The sequence below is a fragment of the Thermanaerothrix daxensis genome, from assembly GCF_001306145.1.
In the GTDB taxonomy this organism is placed as follows: domain Bacteria; phylum Chloroflexota; class Anaerolineae; order Anaerolineales; family Anaerolineaceae; genus Thermanaerothrix; species Thermanaerothrix daxensis.
This window is the reverse complement of sequence record NZ_LGKO01000002.1, coordinates 267,824-291,805: the sequence shown is the minus strand read 5'-3', so window position 1 is coordinate 291,805 and position 23,982 is coordinate 267,824. Positions and strand designations below refer to the sequence as shown.

Sequence of the window (23,982 nt, the reverse complement as noted above, 5' to 3'; positions counted from 1 at the left end):
GGATAACCATGGATTTCAGCGAACTGGTCACCCAAATCACGCGCGGCTTTGCCGGCTTTACCTGGGGTAACGCCATTATGATCCTGGCCGGCCTTGGCCTGATGGCACTGGCGGTCATAAAGGAATACGAGCCAGTTTTGTTACTGCCGATTGGGTTTGGGTGTGTACTGGCCAATGTGGGCATGTCCACCCAGCACGGCATTTTCAAAGTGCTTTATGAGGCTGGCATCGCCTCAGAACTTTTTCCCCTCTTAATTTTCATCGGGGTCGGGGCGATGATTGATTTTCGCCCATTGCTGGCCATGCCCCAAATGGCCCTGCTGGGGGCCGCCGGGCAATTCGGCATCTATGGCACCCTGCTCCTGGCGCTGCTTCTGGGCTTTCCCCTCAATCAGGCGGCCTCTATTGGGGTGATCGGTGCCATTGACGGTCCAACAGCAATCTTTGTGACCACGAAACTGGCCCCGGAGATTCTCGCTCCAGTGGCAGTGGCTGCCTATTCTTACATGAGCCTGATACCCATTATCCAGGTGCCGGTAATGAAACTGCTCACCACCCGCCGGGAACGCTTGATCCGCATGGAATATGCCCCTCGGCCGGTCCCGCGCAGTGTGGTCATTGCCTTTCCTATTGCGGTGACCATCGCCATCAGCCTGATTGCCCCGGATGCAGCCCCTCTCATTGCCACGTTAATGCTAGGCAATCTGCTCCGCGAAAGCGGAGTGGTTGAACGATTGAGTAAAGCCGCCCAGAATGAAATCATCAACATAGCCACTCTCTTTCTGGGGTTGACCATTGGCGCCACGATGACGGCCCAATCTTTCCTTAACATTCGCACATTGATGATCCTCGGACTGGGTTTCCTGGCGTTTGTGCTGGATACCGTGGCAGGTTTGTTTTTTGGAAAACTGATGGCCCTGATCACCCGTGGCAAAATCAATCCATTAATCGGTGCCTGCGGTATCAGCGCTTTTCCAATGGCCGGCCGACTGGCGGCTCAGGTGGCAAAAGAAGAGGACTTTGACAATTTTATTCTAATGCATGCCATGGGGGCCAATACCGCCGGACAGCTGGGTAGTGTCATCGCTGGCGGCCTGCTCCTGGCATTGACATTGGGAATTCTGCACTAAACGGGCGGTTTGCCTTCCTCAAGCCGCATTGCGCTGGCCAGAAACTTGGCCATCCGCCTGAATGACACCCATTACATCCAGCGGGCGCGTATCCGGCTCAATATCCAGCCGGTACCCGATCCCCCGAATCGTCTTCAGGTACCGTGGGTGGCGTGGATCGGTTTCGATGGCGCGGCGCAGCCAGGAAATGTGCACATCTAGGGTGCGCGTATCTCCCATGTACTGGGTCTCCCAGGCTTGAGTGAACAGGGTCTCCCGATCTACCACCTGCCCCGGATGCTCCATGAGCAAACGCAATAATGTGACCAGGCGCGGGGTCAAGGAAGCCTGACGATCTTCACATCGTACCAGACGCTTTTCCAAATCGAGCATGATCGGCCCGGCCTGTAAAACTTTGCGGGGTTCATGGGGCAAAAAAGGCCGGATACGATTGATCAGTTTTTGCAAGGTAAAGGGCAACTTAAGAATGACGTTGGCTTCGGGAACGGGGTTGTCAGAAGCCTTCTCTTCTACAATTAGCACAATCGGGACTTCCGGAGCATTCTTGCGCAGGGTAGCGCAGATTCGCCGCCCGCTGGTGCGCATAGAGGCCGCATCCACAATGATCAGGTGCGGTAAATTTTTCGCCAGATACGAAAGCGCCGCCGAGCCATTGGCCACGCAATCAACCAGGAACTTCTTCCTGGTCAATCCACCCGCAAAAGAAGCTCGATCCGAGCGTTTTCCTTCTATTAACAAAATCCTGACTTCGCTTGACGACATCACCACCATCATCTCTCAAGCGTTGGATGACTTACGCTACCGATGAAAGCAACAATTGCCCAGGCTGGTGATTTGGGTAAAACTGGGGTTCCTTGCCGATGTCATCCACATGGCTTCCCCACCTTTGGAAACCAGCCTGCCGACCGATCAACAGAATAAAAAATAAATCCTTGGTAAAGCGCCTCATCGTGTTCCAGGCCTTAACTCCAATATGAGTCGTATGCCTTTCAACCGGCGTTACCCGGAAAGTCCCACCCCTTACGTCATGCTGTTCTTTCTATATCATCCTTAAGGCAGTGTGGGTGGGCTTTTTAACAATCGGTGCGGGTTTATTATACCAAGAGTCAAGAATCGCGCTACTTTTTAAGACCCTGAGTTTCGGGACTTAAAGCAAAGCCAATGCCTGATCCAGGTCGGCCATGAGGTCTTCTACTTCTTCAATGCCCACTGAAAGCCGCACCAGACCATCACTGATACCGCTCTTTCGGCGATCTTCCGGTGACATGGCTGCGTGAGTCATGCTAGCAGGATGCTGGATCAGCGTGTCCACACTTCCCAGACTCACTGCCAGGGTCATCACCCGCAGGTTGTTCATCAGGGTCTTGCCGGCCTCGAATCCGCCTGCCAGTTCAAAGGCGATCATCCCCCCAAAAGCCGACATCTGCTTCTGCGCCAATGCATGATCCGGATGCGAGGGTAAGCCCGGGTAGTACACCCGGGCCACTTTGGGATGCTGTTCCAGGTAGCGGGCCAGGGTCATGGCGTTTTGGCAATGGCGCTCCATGCGCAGGGCAAAGGTGCGCAATCCCAAATCGGCTAACCAGGCATCAAAAGGCGAAGGCACTGCTCCCAACCAGGTGTAGAGGCGATGCAAATCACCCCGCACCCAGTCCACATGGGGGCTGATCACCGTACCCCCTACAACGACCCCGTGTCCACCCAGATACTTGGTCGTGGAGTGAATAACCACATCGGCCCCCAGGGTCAGTGGCCGCTGGCAGTAGGGTGTTGCAAAGGTGTTATCCACCAACAGCCAGGCCCCATAACGATGAGCAATTTCGGCCACAGCCCGCAAATCCACCAGCAAGAGGGTGGGGTTAGCGGGGGTTTCGGCATAAGCCAGGCGGGCATGAGGATGAGCACGGAAAGCGGCTTCCCAGCCCTCAGGGCGCGGATCTTCTATCCATACGACCTCAATCCCCCACTGCGGAGCAAATTGCTGTAAAAATGTATAAGTCGCCGAGTAGAGCGTCCTCTGGGCAATTACCACATCTCCCTGCCGGGCACATGCCAAAATGGCCGTGGTAACCGCGGCCATTCCCGAGGAAAAGACCTGCGCCGCAACCGTCTCCTCAAGCGGGTGCTCAGGGGCAGCCCGGAGCAAATCGAGTCCCTCCAGGGCGGCGTACTTCTGAGCCAAAAGGTCGTGGTTGGGGTTGCTCAACCGCGTGTAGATGTGCCCTCGGGTCTCACCCTTAAACAAGGCCGCGCCGGTATCCACATCTGGAAAACGGAAAGTGGATGTTTGATAAATGGGAAGCACATGTGCTCCCCAGCCATCCGCGTGTTCGCCAAGATGATTGACCAACGTGTTGATCCCCAAGTACTGCGCCCGACTCGTCATGATTGCTCCTCTTTGTGAAAGTTATCTCGATTATAAACACATTTGACCTACCTGTAGGTCTCAAACACAAAATTGACATAACCTCGCTAAAATGAGTTTACAAGGCCTGTTGTACAATTAGGAAAATTGATGAGGAGGTATGGCGATGTTAGTCGGTGAACGCATGTCCCACCCGGTCATTACCGTTCCGCCCAACATGCCCGTTCAGGATGCCCTGGCTCAAATGCGCCGTGATCGTGTCAGCCGCTATCCGGTGGTCAATTCACGGGGCAAACTGGTAGGCATCGTCTCCAAACTGGACCTGATGAACGCTTCTCCTTCGAAAGCCACCACCTTGAGCGTCTGGGAGATCAACTACCTGCTCAGCAAAATCACCGTTGAACAGGTCATGACCACCAATGTAATTACCATAACCGAGGATACGCCGCTGGAAGAAGCGGCGCGCATTATGGCCGATAATAAAATTGGTGGGCTACCCGTGATGCGCGGCGACCGGTTGGTAGGGATCATCACCGAGACGGATCTTTTCCGCATCTTCCTGGAGATGCTGGGAGCGCGCATGCCCGGTGTGCGCCTAACGGTGGAACTAAGGGAAATGCCGGGCAAACTGCATGAGCTGACCGGCGCCATCCAGAGCACTGGTGGCAATATTATTGCCCTGGGCACATTTCTGGGTGAATCTACTGAGACCCGCCGCGTGACGGTCAAAGTCAGTGGTGTCAGCCTGGACGACCTGCAAAAAGCCGTCCAGCCTGTTGTTGAGAAGGTGGTGGATATTCGCGAGATGAAAGGGGTCTAGTGCTGTCCTTCCCGCCCGGCGCCTTGCAGTTACCTTACAGGTGCCGGGCGAAATCCCATTTTTGGGGTATATTTTCAGGTGGTGCGTCAATCTGAGTTTCCTTACCTGGCCGATTGGATTGCCATCCTGCTGCGGTGGGTGATGCTGATCACTGCCACCCTGGTGCTGGCCTTGAGCACAGGTGCCACCTGGCCTTTCATTTTTCTTCTTGCACTTGGTGCTGGGTGGAATCTGGCTTCCTCCTCGCTGGCGATCAACAATCGCCGCTTAGTCTTCCACCGCCCCATAAATGTGCTGATAGACTTCCTGATCAGTATAGGCATGTTCCTGGCTAGCGGGAGTGAAAGCGGGCCGCTATTCTGGATTGGTCTGCTGGCCCTGCTCTCCGGCGCCATCTACTATGAGTGGCGAGGCAGCCTGGGCGTTGCACTGGCTCTGAGTCTGCTGCAAGGGGGAGCATTCTATACCCGCACGGGGGGCACGCTTGTCTTGGAATCATTTCTGCCCTTAGGGCGCACCCTCGCCTTCAATCTGCTCACAGGGGGCTTGTTGGGCGCATTGAGCACCCGTCTGATCGGTGCAGTGCGCAAGCGGTATCAAGCCCAACTGGCACTGCGCCGCGAGGCCGAGCGTAAGGCCCAGCAAAGGGAGCGGCGGCGCATTCAAACTTTCTACGACATGGTCGAAACGTTGGGCGGCACCCTCAACCATCAGGTTGTCCTGGATGCTGCGCTGGATCTGAGCCTGGCCGCATTGAGCGAAGAGGCCGATATCCAACCCCTAGTCAGCCTGGTGTTGGTTTTCCGCGAAGAAGGGCTGGTCATCGGGACAGCGCGCGGCCTGCCCCCTGCTGATCAGGGAGTCATCTTACGGGCTCGCGAGGGTGTCTTGGCCGAGATCCTCCAGCGCGGTGAGCCCCAGATCCTGACACAGTTGGGGCAGGACCCCGAATTAAATCGTCTGGTAGCCCTGCAAAACTGCCGTTCGGCATATTGCCTGCCCCTGGTACGCGGAATGCAGATTTTCGGTGCCATGCTATTTGCCCATCCCGACCCCGACTTTTTCACCCCCGACCGCTGTGAACTGCTCGAGATCATTGGCCACCAGGTCACCATAGCCCTTCAGAATGCCCGCCTGTTCCAGCAACTTGAAGAGGAGCGTCAACGCCTCATCGAAACGACCGAGGAAGCGCACAAAAAACTGGCCCGTGACCTCCACGACGGTCCCACACAATCCATCTCGGCAATTGCCATGCGGCTAAGCATTCTACGCAAGCGGCTGGAGAGCGGCGCCACCAACGGCCAGGTTACCGAGGAGCTCAAGCAAATCGAAGCCCTGGCCCGGCGCACCACCGAGGAAATCCGGCACATGCTCTTTACCCTGCGCCCGTTGATCCTGGAATCGGAGGGCCTGATCCCTGCCCTGCAGGTTATGTGCGAGAAAATGTGGGCGTTGTACCAGCAAAAAGTGACCCTGGATGCCGACCCTGATGTTGTCAAGCGCCTGGACCCCAATCGCCAAACGGTCATCTTCTACATTATTGAAGAAGCCGTCAATAATGCCCGCAAACACGCTGAAGCAAGTGAAATTCGAGTGCGCATTCGCTTCCTGCCCCGCGAGCAGGAAATCGCCTTTGTCGAGGTCGCTGACAACGGTAAGGGATTTGATCCCAAGGAAGTTGAGACGAACTACGAACACCGCGGCAGCCTGGGCATGGTCAACCTGCGCGAGCGGACGGAACTTCTCAACGGCTTGCTTTACATTGATTCTGCCCCCGGTAAGGGCACCCGGGTATATATTGTGATCCCGCTGACCGATTCGGCAGCCGAGCGACTCCACCGCGGCCTGATCGGCACTCGCGAGCGCGCCTGAGATCCCCTTTTCACACGGAAGGAGGCATGCCCCTGCAAAGTTCACTTCACTACTTGTACTTTGAAGGGGGCAATCCCATCCATCCCATACCGGTGATCCTGATTCACGGCAATGGCCAGGAAGCCAGCCTCTGGCCACCTATGTTGCGTCGTTTAGAGGGGTACAGAGTCTTTGCTGTGGATCTGCCCGGCCATGGGCGTTCACCCGGCACAGGACTGCACTCCGTAGAGACTTATGCGCAAGTCATCACGGAATTTATGGCTACCATGAGGCTATCTCGCGCCTGCCTGGTGGGCACCTCATTGGGCGGTGCCGTCGCTCTATACCTGGGGTTAGAGTATCCGGGCCTGGTTCGAGCCGTAGGGCTCATCAGCAGCGGCCCTTGTGTTTCACTGCCCGCCCCATGGCTTGAAGCGCTTGAAAGCCCCCTGCTGCGGGCCGAAGCTCTGCGCAGCCTGGAGGGTCATCTCTTGCTCGCCACGACGCCCCGCTCAATCGCCCACCTGGTTCTCCAGACCCTGGCGCATCAACGCCCGGAGGTGCGAAGTGCCGATTGGAAAGCCCTGGCACGTTTTGACGTACGTGAGCGCTTGAGCACTCTCCGTGTACCCACATGGGCCATCTTCGGCGCCCATGACCCTCTGGTCCCCTCTGCTCTGGTACGGCAACTTCGTCGTAGCGCACCTGGCTGGCTACAGGTGGAAATTGTGCCCGATTCTGGCCACTGGGTGTGGCTGGAACAGCCAGGGATGGTCAGTCGCCGTTTACGCGCTTTTCTGGCTCGGGCCATGACCCCATCTGAGACGCCCACGTGGCTACCTTATCCTAAGGACGCTGAAGCGCTCGATTCTCGTGAAGAAAGCACGTGAGCGGCTACAAATACTCTTTCAACTGACGTGATCGCCGGGGATGACGCAGGCGGTGCAGGGCTTTGCTCTCGATCTGGCGAATGCGTTCGCGGGTCAGACCAAACTTCTGCCCCACCTCTTCCAGTGTGTAGGTGTGGCCGTTTTCCAGACCAAAACGCAGGCGCAAGATACGCGCCTCACGTGGGGGCAGCGTATCCAACACGGCTTCCACCTTTTCGCGCAGGAGCTTATCATAAGCGCTCTGCATGGGGGAGGGCGTGCTCTGGTCCTCCACGAACATCGCCAGTTCGGTATCTTCCTCGTCCTCTTCCACCGGACTATCCAGGGATAGCGGCAACCATGAGACTCGCAGCATCCAATCCACCTTGTCTGGCGAAACGTTGAGTGCTTCAGCCAGTTCGGCCTGGGTGGGGGCACGTCCAAGGCGCTGTTCCAATTCGTGGGCCACCCGGTACAAATTACGAATCCGATCCACCATATGCACTGGCACGCGAATCGTCCGCCCCTGATCGGCAATGGCGCGGGTGATAGTCTGGCGAATCCACCACGTCGCGTATGTGGAGAAGCGGAAACCTCGCTGATACTCGTACTTCTCCACAGCCTTCATCAGCCCCAGGTTGCCCTCCTGGATAAGGTCAAGGAAGGGCACTCCACGCCCGATATAGCGCTTGGCAATTGAAACCACCAGGCGTGTGTTGGCTTTGATCAAGTGCTCACGCGCCTGCAGCCCCTCCAGCACCTGCTGTTCCAGTTCCTGCCGTTGTTGGGGGGTAGCCTGCCCGTTAAGGTGTTCGAGGATGCGGCGCGCCTGTCGCCCACGCTCGATCCGCTGGGCCAATTCACGCTCTTCTTCCGCCGTCAGCAACGGTACGCGAGCCATTTCCTTGAGGTAAAGCCCCACCGTATCGTCGTTGGTAATCCAATCCATCTCCAGAGGGAGTTCGCTTTCTGCCTCACCATCGAAGAGCATCTCCCCCTCCAGGGCTTCGTTCTCTCGATCAAAGAATTCGATACCTTGACGGCGGAGCAGGGTTAGCAAATTTTCAAACCGATCAGCATCCTGTTCCAGTTCCGGACATACCTCAAGCAGATCTTCGGTGGTCAAAAATCCCTGGACTTCGGCCTTTTCCAATAGCAAATCCAAAATTTCTACGCTGTGCTTTGGCCTGCCCGTGTTTAACACTCGTTTCCCTCCTGCCTTTGTATGGGCTTGGGGTGAATCCAAAAAGCGGATCTCAAACGCCCCCTTCCAACAGATGACGCCTATCCATCCAACATGACCTGCATTTGATGCTCACAGGTAGCCAGGTTAAGATTAGTCCCACAATACATGCACAACCCACGACAGTCCGGGCGGCAGATTGGCTTGATCGGCAATTCCAGAATCAGGTAATCCCGAACCAGGGGCGTGAGATCAATGTAACCATCATCGGGAACAAAGAGATCCGTCGGGGCATTGCGCCGATGACGGAATGAATAGAGTTCCGAGAAGTGCGTGGATAGCGGCTGGGGATAGATCTCCAGACAACGCACACACTCTAATGCCACAAACCCGCTAAATTCCGATTCAACCAGGAGTCCCTGCTGGGTACGGCTGATGTGCGCCGTCCCCTGAAAGGTGGTCAGCTCAAAATCCGCGCCCAATTGAATCAGCGGGAAATCGAACGTAAAATCACGATTTGTCCCAACCGACTGGTGAATGAGAAAACCAACATTAATGCGGAGAGGGAAGCGTGGGTAGGTCACGGTGGCTGCTTAATAATGCTATAATTTTAGGACAAATTGATTATAGCACCCTCATACAGGCAAGTCAAGTTATCTTCATTAATATGATAAAATTGATAAAAACCCATGCCGACCTCTCTTCTCATCGCCACCAACAATCCTGGCAAGCGTATTGAAATCCAGGCTATCCTGGCCGATTTACCGCTCACCCTGGTGCTCCCCGCGGAGGCGGGGTTAAATCTCGAGGTTGAAGAAACTGGAGGTTCCTACCAGGAAAATGCAGTGCTTAAAGCCCTGGCTTTCAGCCGCGCCAGCGGGCTGCCCAGCCTGGCGGATGATTCAGGGCTGGAAGTAGAAGCCCTGGGTGGAGAACCCGGGGTACGTTCAGCCCGCTACGCACCAATACCCAACGCCACCGATGCCGACCGCCGAGCCTACTTGCTCGAACGCCTGCGTTCACACCCCATTCCCGATGGAATGCCGGGATGGCCAGCTCGTTTTCGTTGCGTGGTAGCCCTGGCACTACCCACCGGCGAGATCTACCTGACCGAAGGTACCTGCCCCGGCTACATTATCACGCAGGAACGCGGCCAGCACGGGTTCGGTTACGATCCCATTTTCTACCTGCCTGAGTACGACCAAACCATGGCCGAATTGCCTCCTGAGGTCAAAAACCGCATCAGTCATCGCGCCCGGGCCCTGCAGGCTGCGCGCCCCCTGCTCCAGCGTCTCCTGGGGTCGCCCTCGGGAGATCCTCCCTCCTCCCATCTTGAACATACCTGATCCGCACTCCGAGGTGAATCATGCGCATCTACATCACCGGAATAAGCGGCTTTCTGGGTATCAACCTGGTGCGTTACCTGCTTCAGCACGGCTATACCGACATAGCCGGGATAGACCTGGTGGATTTTACCTATCCCGAACGGCCCCAGGTCCAATTTTTCCAGGGAGATATTCGTGATCCCGAGGCCGTGCGGCGGAGCATGGAAGGCGCTCACATCGTGGTCCATACCGCCGCAGCCCTCCCGCTTTATTCCCCCGAGGATATTTTCAGTACCGATGTAGTGGGTACCCGCTTGCTCCTGGAAGAAGCACAAGCCCTCGGAGTGGAACGCTTCATCCATATTTCCAGCACAGCGGTCTACGGAGTCCCTGACCACCATCCCATTTATGAAGATGATCCCCTGAATGGCGTGGGCCCTTACGGACAGGCCAAGGTACAGGCCGAGGCGGTTTGTCAAGAATTCCGCCAGCGCGGCATGTGCGTACCCATTTTACGCCCCAAATCTTTTGTGGGGCCCGAGCGCCTAGGGGTCTTTGCCATCCTCTATGAGTGGGCCAGTGAGGGCCGCAACTTCCCAATGATTGGTTCGGGGAAAAACCGCTACCAGTTACTGGATGTTGAAGACCTATGCCAGGCCATCCTGGCGTGTATGACCCTGGATAAAGAAAGGGTGAACGATACGTTCAATATCGGGGCGGCTGAGTTCAGCACCATGCGCGAGGATTTTCAGGCCGTAATGGATGAAGCGGGCTTTGGTAAGCGCATCATCCCCTTCCCAGCCGGTCCAGCCATCCTGGCGCTTAAAGTCCTGGAAGCGCTCCGCCTTTCCCCGCTGTACCCCTGGATTTACGAAACCGCGGCACGGGATTCGTTTGTCTCCATCGAAAAAGCCCAACAACGCCTGGGATTCCAACCTCGCTACTCTAACCGCGAGGCTTTGGTGCGCAACTTTCGCTGGTACCTGGCCAACAAAGAACGCTTCAGTGGAAAAGCCGGAGTGACCCACCGCGTACCCTGGCAGCAAAAAGCCCTCGGCTGGGTAAAGTGGCTTTTTTGAACACCCATTTGTTTTGACAAATCCGGGAGGTTATGCTAAAATTCAATCAATGAATTTTGAGGAATTCGCCGGTCTTCCGGCCACACATGGGGGTGTGCGGAGGTCAGGCTGCCCTGCAGCAGCACAGCCCACCCTCATTGGGCCCCGGTGAAACGGTTGCCGGGGTTTTCGTTTGAATCTAAGACGCTCTTTTGGCGTTTTGAAAAAATCTTTTGGAAAGAAATTGGAGTACGGTTTAGCAATGAAACATTCTAAGTTGCGTATCATTCCCCTCGGCGGTCTCGGTGAGGTCGGGCGGAATATGATGGTTTACGAGTACGAACGCTCGATCCTCATCGTGGACACAGGCTTGATGTTCCCTAACGACGATATGTTGGGGATTGATTACATCATTCCTGATATCACCTACTTGCTCGATAAGCGAGACTGGGTCAAGGGCATCATCATCACCCACGGCCATGAGGACCACACCGGCGCCATCCGCCATGTCCTGGAAAACATTCAGGCCCCCGTTTATGCCACCCCCCTGACCCGCGGCCTGCTTGAGGTCAAATTGGCCAAGGGAGGGCTGTTGCAGCGCAGTGAACTGCACACCGTCCAGGCAGGCGAAACGGTGCAAATTGGCCCCTTCAAGGTCAAGTTCTACCATGTTTGTCACTCGATCCCCGATGCCGTGGGACTGGGAATCGAGACACCGGTCGGGCTAATTGTACACGCCAGCGATTACAAATTTGATCAGACGCCCGTGGATAACTGGCCAACCGATTACGCCACGCTTGCCGAGTTTTCTCAGCGCGGCGTGCTGGCGTTACTGGCCGACTCCACTAACGTGGAGCGCCCCGGCTGGACCCCCTCTGAACGGGTTGTGGACGCGGCTCTGGACCAGGTATTCGCAGAAGCCCCCGGGCGCATCATTCTCGCCAGTTTTGCCTCGCTTATCTCACGCATGCAGCAGGTCGCCAATGCTGCCCAGCGCCACAACCGCAAACTGACCTTTGTGGGCACCAGCATGGTGGATAACATGCGCATGGCGCGCAAACTGGGCTACCTGAACCTGCCGGATGACCTTGTGATCAGCCTGGAACAGGCGCTGGCACTGCCCCCGGAGCGAGTAGTTATCATGTGCACCGGTTCGCAGGGAGAACCCACCTCGATCATGGGCCGACTCTCACGCGGCACCAACCGCCAGTTTGATATCATCCCAGGCGATACGGTTGTGCTTTCCTCCCACCCCATCCCCGGGAATGAAGAGAATGTCTATGAAACCATCAACCGACTCTTCCAGCTCGGCGCCAATGTGATTTACGAAGCCATTGCCCCAGTTCACGTCTCGGGGCACGCCAGCCAGGAAGAGATGAAGTTGCTGATCCACCTGACCCGGCCCAAGTACCTCGTTCCCATCCACGGTGAACCGCGCCATCTTTACCGGCATGCCATCCTCGCCCAGCAGATGGGCATCCCGCGCGAGAACGTAGCCATCCTGGAAAACGGCCAGGTACTGGAATTCATCAACGGGCAAATGCGCCTGGGTGAACGAGTCCCCACCTCCTATGTCTTTGTGGATGGCTCGGGCGTGGGCGAGGTAGACGAAGAAGTGCTGCGCGAACGCGAAGCGCTGGCCCGAGATGGCATCGTGATGGTGCACCTGGTGCTGGACCGCTATAGCGGCAGTTTGCGCCGTGAGCCAGTGATCACCAGCCGCGGTTTCTTGACTGCAGGGGACGCAGACGAAGTGCTGGCGCGCGCTCGCAAACGGGTGGCCGAGGTAGCTGCCCGCGCCAACGGCAACCTCAATCGCGATGTTGAACAAGCGCTAAGCAACTTCCTCTTCAACGAAACCCGCCGCCGTCCCTTGATCTACGTGACCTCGGCGCGCGAGTAAGCGCCTACGGCGGATCTGGCATGTAACGTAGAATCAAGAGCGGCTCTTCTGCCCCGGCACTCACCAGAGTGGTGACTTCAGGGCGGAAGAGCCGTCGTAAACTATGCGCACTAAATGGAGATCCCATGCCAATCAAATCATACCCGCCTGTGCGCACCTCAGTCAGTATCTCATGCACTACAGGCCCATGGCGCACCTTTAATTCACAAGGCACCCCGGTGTGCTCAGCCCGTGCCAGCAAGGCCCGAAAATGCTGCGCTTGGGGAGTGTCTGTTTCAAGCAGGTGCGACCAGTGACGCTGCACATTATACGCCAGAGGATAATCCAGGGTAACCGGTTCAATCACATGGAGAACGGTCAGGTGTGCCCCTGTGATCTGGCTCAAATCCAGCATGAAGGCTTCAAGAGGGAGGGTGTAATCAAGCCCGCCACTACATACCAGCAGGCGCCGCAAAGGCCAGCGTAGGGTTCGTACTCTCAGCAATGGCCCTGGCCACGCGGCTTGTAATTGCCGAAAACGTCCCGAGTGCGCCAGGCGTCGCCAGCGTGGGCGATGGGCATCGCTGAATACCAGCAACGTATCTGGCCGAGCCCGGGGGTGACGCAAAACGGCCGGTACGAACGGTCCACGTTCCCAGAGGACATCTCCCATCAGCCCTGCTGCCCCCAACTGCTCGGTGGCTTCCTCGATCCGTCGGGCTAAAGTCGCATCCACCGATGCCCGACCCACACCCAGCAGATCTACCGGCCAACGTAGAAGTTCGGCCAGCAGGAGACCTAATTCCAGCGCCGGGTAGGTCGGCGCCTGGCTTTCCACGGCAATCAGCAGACGAGCCTTTTCCATGGGGCCTCGGGCTTCCTGAGTTAAATCCTATCATAGCGCACCCCGTAGCGCAATCGCGCAACGCTCCCAACGCCCCGACCGGATGGAAAAATTTTTTGAGACTCCAATCTCAAAAAGAGTCATGCTCCCTGAGGATGAGCAAATTCTGCTTCAAGACGCAGAAAAACCTCCACCACCGCAGGATCAAAAAGTTTGCCGGCCTGCTCACGGATGTAGGCGCGTACCCGTTCGCGTTCCCAAGGGGGACGGTAAGGGCGCTGAGAAAGTAAAGCATCCCACACATCCACGACCGCAAAGATGCGTGCCGCCAGTGGAATCTGCTCCCCTCTGAGCCCTCGTGGATAGCCACTCCCATCCCAGCGCTCATGATGGCAATAGGGAATATCTAATGCCGGACGCAAGAAGGGAATTTTCGAGAGAATCTCAAACGCCATGACCGGATGGCGCTGCATGATCGCCCATTCTTCGGCCGTGAGGGGTCCTTTTTTGAGCAAGATGGCATCCGGAACCCCCACTTTACCGATATCATGCAGCAGCGCCCCGCGTCGGATGTGCACCAGGCTTTCTTCGCTCAAGCCCATCTCGCGCGCGATACGCAAAGTAAACTCAGCTACCCGGCGACTATGCCCTTCGGTTTCATCATCGCGTAGTTCGAGCAAACCGATCAGGCTCTCCAACGTCTGATCGTAAGCCTGACGTAGTTGCTGATTCACCCCGTGCAATTCGCGCAGAATATGCACGTTTTCAATTGCAATGGCCCCCTGCTGGCCCAGCATGAACAAGAATTCAGCCTGATCAGCATTCAACGTCAGCGGAGCGCGCTGAAAAATCTCGAGCACGCCTTTGGGCTCTCCCTGCACCAACAGAGGTAATGCATAATAGGCTTCAAACCCCTCCTCGCGTTCAGGGAAGGGATAATCTACAGCGTACGGCTTCTTATGCAAGCCTTCACGAATCCACAAAGGAGCACGTTGTTCAACCACTGCCCCCGCCAGACCTTCACCCGGGCGGCAAACCAGGCCCAGCGGTAGCATAGAACGAAAACCGCTTCCCGCACTCAAACGCAGGACTCCCTCGGTTGGCCAGTAAATCCAGATGCTGACAGCATCTACCTCCAGGTGCTCACGAGTTTCGCGTGCCAGGACGTGCATGGACTCGGGGTTGAGGCCTTGTTTCAAAATGGCCAGGTCAATTTGGCGCAGGGCATTCAGGCGCCCCAGCGCCTGCTGCAGCGCCCGATAATGGATGGCCCGATGCAACGCATTGGCCGCAAACTCGCTCAGGCTGATCAGCATCATGGTATCCGGGGGGCGAATGGGGCGCTCGCGCCCGAGGGTAATTGCGCCCAGGCGACGTTCGCCCACCACCAGGGGCACTACCACCATACAGGAGGGGTAGCGCACCCGCCCATCCCATAACCGGTTAGGGTCTTCTAACACCTGATTTTGTACGTAAGGCTTGCCCTGGCTGAAAGCATAACCAGTGATTCCCTGGCTTGCCCGAATGGCCTGACCCGCCAGGTTACTCCACAACCCGTGGGCATACTGCACCACCAAAGCATCCTGTTCAGAGTCATACAGGGAAATGGTCAGCGCAGAGGCATCCATGGCACGGCCAATGGTCTCACCGATGACGGGGAGCATGGTTTCCAATACTTCAGTGCCCCTCAGGGCCTCGGCCAGAGCCAACAAGGCCTCGCGCTGTTGTTCATGTTGCTTCTGCTCGGTGATCTCCCAGGCCACAATGGCCAGATGGGTCAGGTCGCCACGGGGTTCATCCACTGGCGAAACGCTTATCCGGGCCACAAAAGGCTCTCCCCCTTTGCGTAATCCACTGCACTCTCCATCCCAGGCTTCCCCCGTCTGCTTTACCTGATTGAAAATCGCCTCCATCTGCGCGGGCTGACCGCAGTAGCGCAGAAGCGGGGTGCCCAGTGCCTCCTCAAGGCTGTACCCCGTTAGACGGGTGAATGCCGGGTTCGCCCAGGCCAAATTGCCTTCCAGGTCTGCAAGCATCAGCACCACGTCGGCCTGTTCTAAGGCCCGGTTAAGCAGGCGCTGCATGGCCTCTCCCTGCACCCGGGCGGTAATGTCGTTGAAAAAGGTCGCAAACTGGCCATGGCGCGGGCTAATAGCCGTGACTTCAAACCAGCGTCCCAGGTCACGGCTGTGCTCTTCAAAATGGGCTGGCTGGCCGCTCAATGCCACCCGCCCGTAAACCTGCAGCCAGTGGGGTTCCAGATGCGGAAAGACCTCCCGCACCGTGCGCCCGATGACCTGGTCCGCCTGCAAACCGGTCAACCGTTCAAAGGCCGGGTTGACCTGGAGGAAGCGGTAATCCACCGGCTCACCCTGCTCATTCAGGATGATCTCGTGCAGAGCAAAACCATCCAGCATTGACTCAAAAAGGGTGCGATAACGCGCTTCACTGGCTCGCAGTTGCGTTTCCCACTGCTTACGCTCGGTGATATCCCGATGAATGGCAATGGTGTGAGGACGCCCGGCAAAGGGCACGTTAAGGAAGGTACTTTCAGTGACTACTTGCTGTCCATCAGCGCGCTGGAAGGTTAGTTCGAGGCGGTGGCTGGTGCGAGTGGCTTCGCGCCAGCGGGGAAGTTCGCGCTCAACCTGCGCGCGCGAATCGGGAGTCAGATATGCCAGCCAGTCCTTACCGAGCAGGGCTTGCGACGTAGAAACTCCCAGCAACCTGGCCATGGCCGGGTTGGCCACAATAATCCGCCCATAACGCAAGATGGTCACCCCATCTTCCAGATTAGCCAGAAGGCTTTCAAACGTGGCCTCACTGTGCTGTAGTGCCTCAGCCAGCACATGGGGCTCCGTTTTCTCCTCGATATAAGCCAGACATAAGAGCGGCGCAGATGAACCTGCCGCGGGCAGCAGGCTCAGGGACCAGTTCGTCCACAAGGTGCGTCCGAGTTTACTCCGGCAGGCCAGCGCAAGGGTTGTGCCCGGGCCCTCTGCCAGGTGCTGAACGGCCTCGCGCAGGCGGGTGGCATCGTCTTCCGAGGCCAGCAGATGAGCATATACCGACTGTCCTTGTACAGCCTCGCGCTCCCAGCCAAAAAGATGCTCCGCCGCCCGGTTCCATGCCACAACCCGGCCCATCCCATCCCCCTCTTGCCAGACCACTACCGCTAACGGCGATGCTTCCCACAGTGCCTGTGTCCACCCCGGTAATATCTGGGTCATGTCCGCCTCAATCACGGATCGTTTGTTCAACCTCACCCCTAATTTTTCCTTTTAGCACCCTTAAATCCTCAGTAAAGCCCACCAGTACATGCTTGATTGTACATGATTGGGGCGGGAAACCCTCTTGAAAACTCGACAGCTTGCAAATCTGTAAGGTTCTTGTAAGATGATATTGCAAGATGCCACTCAGGCATCTCCCCAGGGTTCGGCTTACATCAATTTTAGCCAACAATACTGGTAGGGCCCCAGACAAACCCGCAAAGAACCCCCTTCCACCTGCCTACTTTCCCCTGCGCCGAGCAAGCCCACCCACTGCCGTCCACTCAACCCCGGGAGCGGCAGATCAAATTCCAGGGAATGCTCGCTAAGGTTATGCAGGGCCAATAGCGTTTCCTGGCCATCCTGGCGCAGCACCCCCAGGAATGCCGGCAGTCTGTCCAGATATAGCAGCCGGTAGTCTCCCGCACCCAAAGCAGGGTGTGCCTTTCGAATGGCAATCATGTGGCGCAAGGTATGCCAGAGAGAATTTGGGTCGGCTTTCTGGGCCGCCAGGTTGACCCTCCGATAATCAAACTCACCTTCCTGGATCAACGGCGCATAAAATCGCTCCGGAGGCGCCGACGAGAAGCCAGCCCCTGGACTGGCATCCCACTGCATGGGCGTGCGCACGCCGTTGCGGTCAGGCAACCAGATATTATCCCCCATTCCAATTTCATCACCGTAATAAAGCACGGGTGAGCCCGGCAGGCTGAACAGCAAAGAATGAAGCAAGGCGATTTTCCGGGTATCGCCATCCAGTAAAGGCGCCAGGCGACGGCGAATGCCCAGGTTCAGGCGCATGCGAGGATGCGGAGCGTAGTAATTCCACAAAAATTCACGTTCCTCCTCGGTCACCATTTCCAGGGTCAGTTCGTCGTGATTACGCAAGAAGGTGCACCACTGACAGTTTTCGGGGATGGGAGGTGTTTGCGCCAGGATGTTCACAATGGGGGCTGCTTCGCGTCGGGCCAGCGCCAGGTAGAGGCGAGGCATGAGCGGAAAGTGAAACGCCAGGTGAAACTCATCCCCATCGCCGAAATAGGGGCGCAAATCGTGCGGCCACTGGTTGGCTTCCGCCAGGAGTATTGCATCCGGATAATGTTCCTCAACAAAGCGGCGCATTCGCTTGAGGTAAGCATGCGTCTCCGGCAAGTTTTCGCAGTTGGTGCCTTCGCGCTCAAACAAGTAGGGCACTGCATCCACCCGGAAGCCATCCAGCCCCAGGTCCAGCCAGAAGCGCATGACATTGAGCATTTCCTCCTGGACGGCGGGGTTATCATAGTTCAAATCGGGCTGATGCGCATAAAAGCGATGCCAATAGTATTGCCCGGCCTGCTCATCCCAGGTCCAGTTTGAACGCTCGGTATCCAGGAAGATAATGCGCGTGCCCTGGTATTTTTGATCGGTATCGCTCCAAACGTAGTAATCACGATAGGGCGAATTGCGATCTGCGCGAGCAGCCTGGAACCAGGGATGCTGATCAGAAGTATGGTTGACCACCAGATCAGCGATAACGCGTAGCCCCCGTGCGTGAGCCTCACGCAGAAAAACCTTAAGATCCTCCAGGGTGCCGTAATCGGGATGGATGTTGTAATAATCCGCAATGTCGTATCCATCGTCTTTGAGTGGCGAAGGATACATCGGCAAAAGCCACAGGCAATCCACTCCCAATTCATGGAAATAATCAAGCCGTTGGGTCAGGCCGATGAAATCACCATGACCATCGCCATTACCATCGGCAAACGCACGAATATATACCTCGTAGAAAATCGCATTTTTATACCAGTAGGTCGCCGTCATGTAGTCCTCAATGAAATGAATAGGATTAACCTTTGATGGAGCCCGCCAGCAGTCCGCGGATGAAGTAACGCTGGAAGGCAAAGAAGACCATCATGGGCAAAATCATTGAGATGAAAGCCGCTGCCGTAAGCAAGTGCCAGCCGCCCCCCAGTGAGGTCACCAGGTTGCTGATTTGGTAGGTCAGCACCGGCTTGGTCCCGCCCAGGAAAACCAGCGCCACCAACAGGTCGTTCCAAACCCACAGAAACTGGAAAATCGCCAGTGAGGCAATGGCCGGCACTGTCAATGGAATGGCCAAACGGGTGAAAGCCGTCCAGTGCGAAGCCCCTTCCAGAAACGCTGATTCAAACAACTCGCGCGGCAGGGAGCCCATAAAGTTACGCGTCAGGAAGATCGCGTAAGGCAGTCCGAAGCCGGTATGGAACATCCAGATACCCGGGAACGTGCCGTTTAAGCCCACCTGAGCATAAAGACGCGAAACGGGGATGAGTGCCATCTGCAAAGGCACAATCTGCACACCGACCAGCAATGCAAAAAGCCACTGCCGGCCAGGAAACTCCATCCACGAGAACGCATAGGCCGCAAAGGCGGCCACCAGGATGGGGAAAATCGTTGCCGGGATGGTCACAATGAGGCTGTTGATCAAGGCCCGTCCCATTCCCCGTGGGTTGCCCAGATCGCGCCAATCGCAGAAAAGATCCACCGATTGCACCCCTTCGGCACAATCGGTACGGTAGTTGCGGGTGCCGCGGTAGCCCACGATTGCGTCAATGTAATTGTCCAGTGTGAAACGTGGGCGCACCTCCAGACCCGAAAGGCGACGCAGGTAAGTGGCAATCAAAGCCGCCTGATTCTCATTGGGAAGGGGCACCTCTCCCATATGGGGCTGCCCATTGAACTCTTGGGTCAGGGCGGCCATCAGGGTGAACGAGCGCCGATAGCGCTGGACCAGGTCAGGGTTGCTCAAATCCGCGTTCGGGATTGCATCCCCTCTCCCCCCATGGCAGGCGGCGCAAAACTGCTGATATTCCCTGGCCCCCCTGGGGGGATCAAGCACCTGCCACCAGCCAGTTTCATTGACATCTTGAAAGGGTCGAAAGGAGGTCACTAATAAACCCAGTGTGGGCAGGAGCCAGATGAAACACAGGCCCAACAAGACCACATGGACGGGCAGATTTCCCAGCCAACGTTTGAAATGTTCCAGATTCATCGCATCGCCTCCTGAGCCCGAAAGCGGCGGATGTTGAAGATAATGGCCGGGATGATGATCACTGTGAGCACCATCGCAATGGCAGCCGCGCGGCCGGTGTTGTAACTGGTGTACATTTCGATATACAAGCGGTTGGCAATGACCTCCGTGCCGTAATTGCCACCCGTCATCACATACACAATATCGAAGATTTTTAGTACATTGATAATCATGGTGGTAATGACCACCGCAATGGTGGGTAAAATCAGCGGCACCCGGATCTGCCAGAAAACCGTCCACTCGTTGGCACCATCCACGCGTGCCGCCTCCAGCAATTCCGCTGGCACGCCCTTAATGGCCGCTGAGAGCACGGTCATACAGAACCCCGTCCACATCCAGATCCCCACCACGATCAATGCCAGCGTGTTAATTTGGGGCTCGGTAAGCCAGGAAACCGGCCGCCCCCCTAACGAGGTGATCAAGGCATTGAGCAAACCAATTTGCACCTGGCTGGAACCGTAATCATAGACAAACTTCCAGATGACACCAGCGCCGACAAACGAAATGGCCATGGGCATGAAGATGATGGCCTTGGCCAGGGCTTCGTAACGCACCCGATCCGCCAAGGTTGCAATGAGCAACCCCAGCAAGACCGTACCACTGACCATGAAAAGAATCCACTTGAGATTATTGCCAAAGGCCGTACGCATGATGGAGGAAGTCAGAGCGTAGCGATAGTTTTCGAAAATCCCCCAGCATGGTTGTCCGGCCAGACAGGTGGTATAAGCCCAATCGCTCCCGTTCTGATTGCGAAAACTAAGATAAAGCGTATTGAGACCGGGATAAAGGATGAAAATGCTCATCAAGATGAGGGCCGGTCCCAGGTAGAGCCAGGGCACCCAACGCCCCTGCCGAAGAATATTGGGGACATACGCCGCCTCTTTTGCCATGTCCACCTCGCTCTGGCAACCTCCCCGGGCCCCCCACAGGTGTGAGGGGCCACGGGGATCTCAAACTCATCCGATTGTTATGTTGCCACCGGGTTTACTTACCCAAAGCCTCTGCCTGAACTCTGGCAATCTCCGCCAGGACGGTATCCAGGTCCTTGGTGCCGTTGATGAATTCGATGATACCCGTCCACTCGGCCTTACCAAAACCGCCGGGGATGGTATCGCCAATGTCAGGAGTGAAGCCCTGAGTGTTGGCCAGCATTTCACCCTTCTTGAGCAATGAAGGATCGGTGTAGTTGCCGGTCGCGCCCTTGTTGGGGGAGAGGTCAAAGCCGGCTTTGGCCCAATTTGCCCCACCCAGATCCGAGGAGAGGTAGGCCACCAGCGCACGCACAGCCGGAGTATCGCGGAAGGCCATCATCCAGTCCGCACCACCCTGCAGGCCTTTGGCTCCCGGCACCATGAAGAAGTCATAATCTTCGCCGTAAACCAGATCCGGGTACTTGCGGGCAATCTCGCCACCCGCGAAGCCAGACTGGCGCACCATCATCGCCTCGGGCGGATCGGAGAAGACCTTGTAAATGGCATCCAGGAAGCCCGTGGAGAGCGTGCCCTGGGCACCACCGACAGTGTATTTGGGATCCTTTGCCCACTTGCCGTAAATCTCGTAGGCTTCCTTCACGCCAGCATCGTTGTAGGGCACCTTGCCATCAATGATGTCCAGGACGTACTGGGGTCCCTGCTTGACCAGCAAGATGTCCTGGATGAAGTCGGAGCCGGTCCAACCGGTGGCATCGCCCGATTCAAAGCCCATGCTCCAGGGCACATCGCCGTTGGCCACCATTTTCTCCACCAGGGCATCCAGTTCCTCCCAGGTGGTCGGAACGGTGTAGCCCTTGGCCTTGAAGACAGCCGGACTGTACCAGATGATGGTCTTGATATCGGCCTTGACCGGTAGGCCCAGCCACTTGCCGTTGATGGTGCCGGGTTGGACAAAGAAATCCGCATAGTTCTCGCGATGAGCACCCAGCACATCCATGGGCACCAGTTTATCCTGGTACTGCACCAACTGAGCCACATTCCAGAAAGCAATATCCGGTGGCGTGCCTGCCTGCACCTTGGTATCCAGCAATGCCTGATCTCGTGTGGATTCGGGTTTGATCACAATCCCACAGGCATCCACAAGGGGCTTGAGGATCTCATTCAGGCGCGCTTCTTCCTGGCCCGACCATTGGTAAAGCATGGTCAGTTCATCGCCCGGCTTGGCACCCATGCAGTCAATCCCACTCGCCGGGGGCTGAGTCGGTTCCGCAGGCGGTTGAGTGGGTTGGGCAGGCGGTTGGGTCGGCTCGGCGGGTGGTTGAGTGGGCGCCTGCGTGGGGGTTGCCGCCGGGGCACAGGCGGCGATCAACAGCGCCAGCCCTGCCAACACGACAATGACTTTCCACAAACGCTTAGACATCTCTTCCTCCTAGTGGTTTTGGGGAACTTAAGAGTGGTAGTTGGGTAATAAAGAAAGGGAACGACAAAAAATGGCCTAAACACCACCTCCTTTCATGGGAAACCACAGGTCATCTCCTAGCGTGCGCACACGACTCGCGCTCGACCAGGTGCGTAGCCAGCAACCGGGCCGCCGGTGAGGGAATTTCCTCACCGTGCAAGCGACTTAAAAGCATTTCAGCCGCTTCCCATCCCAGGTTAAAGGCGGGCAGGTGGATGGTGGTCAGGGGCGGGTCGAGAAAGCCGGCCAGAGGGATATCATCAAAGCCAATCAGCGAAATATCATCAGGAATACGCAAGCCAGCATGACGAATCGCCTGTAAGGCTCCCAACGCCACCGTATCCGAGGCCACAAAAACTGCCGTGGGCAACGGGCGCACCTGAAGCAGGCTCATCATCGCCTGGTACCCACTTTGAGGCGTGAAATCGCCGTAACGCACCAAGCCCTCCTCAAACGAAAGGCCGGCCGCCTCCAGGGCCTGCCGATAACCAGACAGACGCTCCGCACTGGCAGTGTAAAAAAGTGGCGCATTGGTGACCAAACCAATTCGACGGTGCCCAAGGCCAATGAGATACTCTGTGGCCATGCGAGCCCCCCCGACGTTATCCACGTCCACATAGGGGATCTCCACATCTGGTAGGCGTCCAATTAACACCACTGCCGCGCCCTCGCGATGCAGACGCAGCAGGTCTTCGTCATCAAACCGCGGACCCGAGAGGATGATGCCGTCTACATGCCGCTCGTTAACCAGGCGCGCATACATGGTGTTGGGATGACCCGGTGCAATGGGTTCAAATAGCACCTGATACCCCTGACGGGCCGCCGCCTGGCTCAGGCCATTGAGCACTTGGGGCAAGAAAAGATCTGCAAAGGCTTGTTCGGGGCTTTGGCGCAACACAAATCCAAGCACGCGGGTCCTCCCCGTGACCATACGCCGCGCCACGACATCGGGATGGTAGTTCAACTGACGGGCGGCCTCAAGCACCTTCTGGCGCGTTTCCTCACTGATGCGCATATCGGTGATATTGTTCAACACAAAGGAAACTGTGGTCCGTGAAACCCCCGCCAACCTGGCTACATCTTGCGCCGTCACCCGTTTTCGCGTGGCCATTGCGCCTCCAAATGGTTGCTAACACGTGTTAGCAGTTTGATAATACAAAAATTTCATCCCAAAGTCAAGAGCCACTTTCGGAAACAAAGTTTGCCGAATTCGTAGCAAAGGGGCGTGTTAACCATTTGTTAAACTCTGCTATAATCAAGCCACCTCGTTCGCATCATCAGCGCATAAAACACCTTCTGCCAGGATCATGAGAGCATGAATCTGCGTAAAATTTTCACCCCCAAACCCGATAAATTTTTACAACTGCTGATGACCCAAACCGAACTCACGGTCAAGGGGTTGTTGTTTCTCCGCAATTACATGGAAAAACGGAATACCGAACTGGCCCGCAAGGTTGCTGAAGTGGAGAAAGAAGCCGACGAGGTGCGCCGCATCCTCATTGAGGAACTGATGCGTACCTTCATCACTCCCCTTGACCGGGAGGACATCTTTGCCCTCTCGCGTGAAATTGACGATGTCCTGGACTACGCCTATACCACCGTGGACGAAATGGAAATCCTGGATGTGCCCACCACGCCTTACATGATCCGTATGGTCTCCCTGCTCCACGACGCAGCCCAGGAGATTGACCTTGCTATGCAGCGCCTGAGCACGCGTCACTACGGCGTAGCCAGCGATCATGCCCAGCGGGCCAAGGCATTAGAAAACCGGGTAGAGACCGTTTATCGTGAGGCTCTCGCTAGCCTGTTCCGCGAACCCAAAAACCTCAAACAAATGATGACCATCCTAAAGGTACGCGAAATTTACCGTCACCTGAGTAATGCTGCTGACCGTGAAGATGCTGCAGCCAACGTCATCGCCGATGTGATCATGAAGATCTCCTGAC

19 protein-coding genes are annotated in these 23,982 nt (G+C 56.6%); 8 read left to right on the top strand and 11 right to left on the bottom strand.

Features of this window, described 5'->3' with window-relative positions; genetic code table 11:
- Window positions 1–8: 8 nt before the first annotated feature.
- The gene (locus tag SE15_RS01435) at window positions 9–1,130 is read left to right on the top strand and encodes a sodium ion-translocating decarboxylase subunit beta (RefSeq protein ID WP_054520324.1); all 1,122 of its coding nucleotides are present in this window, start codon (window positions 9–11) and stop codon (window positions 1,128–1,130) included.
- 18 nt (window positions 1,131–1,148) lie between these two features.
- On the opposite strand, the gene SE15_RS01430 is transcribed toward SE15_RS01435, so the two are convergent.
- Both SE15_RS01430 and SE15_RS01425 read right to left on the bottom strand, forming a co-directional pair.
- Entirely contained in the window at window positions 1,149–1,892 is a 744-nt protein-coding gene (locus SE15_RS01430; protein ID WP_160316638.1) for a response regulator transcription factor, read from the bottom strand.
- Window positions 1,893–2,277: 385 nt separating this feature from the next.
- Window positions 2,278–3,516: a trans-sulfuration enzyme family protein gene (locus SE15_RS01425; protein ID WP_054520322.1), complete on the bottom strand. Its 1,239-nt coding sequence runs from the start codon at window positions 3,514–3,516 to the stop codon at window positions 2,278–2,280.
- 145 nt (window positions 3,517–3,661) lie between these two features.
- Here SE15_RS01425 and SE15_RS01420 point away from each other — a divergent pair, with 145 nt between their 5' ends.
- The 3 genes from SE15_RS01420 to SE15_RS01410 all read left to right on the top strand — a co-directional run bounded on the left by SE15_RS01420 (window position 3,662) and on the right by SE15_RS01410 (window position 7,056).
- Window positions 3,662–4,315, top strand: a complete 654-nt coding sequence (locus SE15_RS01420; protein WP_054520321.1) for a CBS domain-containing protein — start codon at window positions 3,662–3,664, stop codon at window positions 4,313–4,315.
- A 78-nt stretch (window positions 4,316–4,393) separates the two neighbouring features.
- Window positions 4,394–6,187, top strand: coding sequence for an ATP-binding protein (locus SE15_RS01415; protein ID WP_054520320.1), 1,794 nt, complete (start codon window positions 4,394–4,396; stop codon window positions 6,185–6,187).
- 26 nt (window positions 6,188–6,213) lie between these two features.
- On the top strand, window positions 6,214–7,056 hold the full coding sequence (locus SE15_RS01410; protein WP_054520319.1) for an alpha/beta fold hydrolase: 843 nt from the start codon (window positions 6,214–6,216) through the stop codon (window positions 7,054–7,056).
- A 4-nt stretch (window positions 7,057–7,060) separates the two neighbouring features.
- Here SE15_RS01410 and SE15_RS01405 read toward each other — a convergent pair whose 3' ends face one another.
- Window positions 7,061–8,239 carry a sigma-70 family RNA polymerase sigma factor gene (locus SE15_RS01405; protein WP_054520318.1) on the bottom strand — a complete coding sequence of 393 codons (1,179 nt, stop codon included), beginning with the start codon at window positions 8,237–8,239 and terminating at the stop codon, window positions 7,061–7,063.
- An 80-nt stretch (window positions 8,240–8,319) separates the two neighbouring features.
- Window positions 8,320–8,802: a YceD family protein gene (locus SE15_RS01400; protein ID WP_054520317.1), complete on the bottom strand. Its 483-nt coding sequence runs from the start codon at window positions 8,800–8,802 to the stop codon at window positions 8,320–8,322.
- A 105-nt stretch (window positions 8,803–8,907) separates the two neighbouring features.
- Between SE15_RS01400 and rdgB the strand changes: the two genes are divergently transcribed.
- The 3 genes from rdgB to SE15_RS01385 all read left to right on the top strand — a co-directional run bounded on the left by rdgB (window position 8,908) and on the right by SE15_RS01385 (window position 12,504).
- A complete protein-coding gene (rdgB, locus tag SE15_RS01395; protein WP_054520316.1) occupies window positions 8,908–9,564 on the top strand; it encodes an RdgB/HAM1 family non-canonical purine NTP pyrophosphatase in 657 nt (218 codons plus the stop codon).
- Between the two features lie 20 nt (window positions 9,565–9,584).
- Window positions 9,585–10,622, top strand: a complete 1,038-nt coding sequence (locus SE15_RS01390; RefSeq protein WP_054520315.1) for an NAD-dependent epimerase/dehydratase family protein — start codon at window positions 9,585–9,587, stop codon at window positions 10,620–10,622.
- 241 nt (window positions 10,623–10,863) lie between these two features.
- Window positions 10,864–12,504, top strand: a complete 1,641-nt coding sequence (locus tag SE15_RS01385) for a ribonuclease J (protein ID WP_054520314.1) — start codon at window positions 10,864–10,866, stop codon at window positions 12,502–12,504.
- Between the two features lie 4 nt (window positions 12,505–12,508).
- Here SE15_RS01385 and SE15_RS01380 read toward each other — a convergent pair whose 3' ends face one another.
- From SE15_RS01380 to SE15_RS01350, 7 genes are all read right to left on the bottom strand, one after another.
- Window positions 12,509–13,348, bottom strand: coding sequence for a universal stress protein (locus SE15_RS01380; protein ID WP_054520313.1), 840 nt, complete (start codon window positions 13,346–13,348; stop codon window positions 12,509–12,511).
- A 119-nt stretch (window positions 13,349–13,467) separates the two neighbouring features.
- Window positions 13,468–16,557 carry a PAS domain S-box protein gene (locus SE15_RS01375; protein ID WP_054520312.1) on the bottom strand — a complete coding sequence of 1,030 codons (3,090 nt, stop codon included), beginning with the start codon at window positions 16,555–16,557 and terminating at the stop codon, window positions 13,468–13,470.
- 210 nt (window positions 16,558–16,767) lie between these two features.
- Entirely contained in the window at window positions 16,768–18,396 is a 1,629-nt protein-coding gene (gene treS / locus SE15_RS01370) for a maltose alpha-D-glucosyltransferase (protein ID WP_054520311.1), read from the bottom strand.
- 25 nt (window positions 18,397–18,421) lie between these two features.
- Window positions 18,422–19,606: an ABC transporter permease subunit gene (locus SE15_RS01365; protein ID WP_054520310.1), complete on the bottom strand. Its 1,185-nt coding sequence runs from the start codon at window positions 19,604–19,606 to the stop codon at window positions 18,422–18,424.
- Complete coding sequence (locus tag SE15_RS01360; RefSeq protein ID WP_054520309.1) at window positions 19,603–20,535, bottom strand: carbohydrate ABC transporter permease; 933 nt, start codon at window positions 20,533–20,535, stop codon at window positions 19,603–19,605. The genes SE15_RS01365 and SE15_RS01360 overlap by 4 nt, the downstream gene beginning before the upstream one ends.
- 94 nt (window positions 20,536–20,629) lie before the next feature.
- Window positions 20,630–21,997, bottom strand: a complete 1,368-nt coding sequence (locus SE15_RS01355) for an ABC transporter substrate-binding protein (RefSeq protein WP_054520308.1) — start codon at window positions 21,995–21,997, stop codon at window positions 20,630–20,632.
- 109 nt (window positions 21,998–22,106) lie between these two features.
- Window positions 22,107–23,147, bottom strand: a complete 1,041-nt coding sequence (locus SE15_RS01350) for a LacI family DNA-binding transcriptional regulator (protein ID WP_054520307.1) — start codon at window positions 23,145–23,147, stop codon at window positions 22,107–22,109.
- Between the two features lie 204 nt (window positions 23,148–23,351).
- Between SE15_RS01350 and SE15_RS01345 the strand changes: the two genes are divergently transcribed.
- Window positions 23,352–23,981 (top strand): DUF47 domain-containing protein, encoded by a 630-nt coding sequence (locus SE15_RS01345; protein ID WP_054520306.1) that lies wholly within the window; start codon window positions 23,352–23,354, stop codon window positions 23,979–23,981.
- The last annotated feature ends 1 nt before the right edge of the window (window position 23,982 follow it).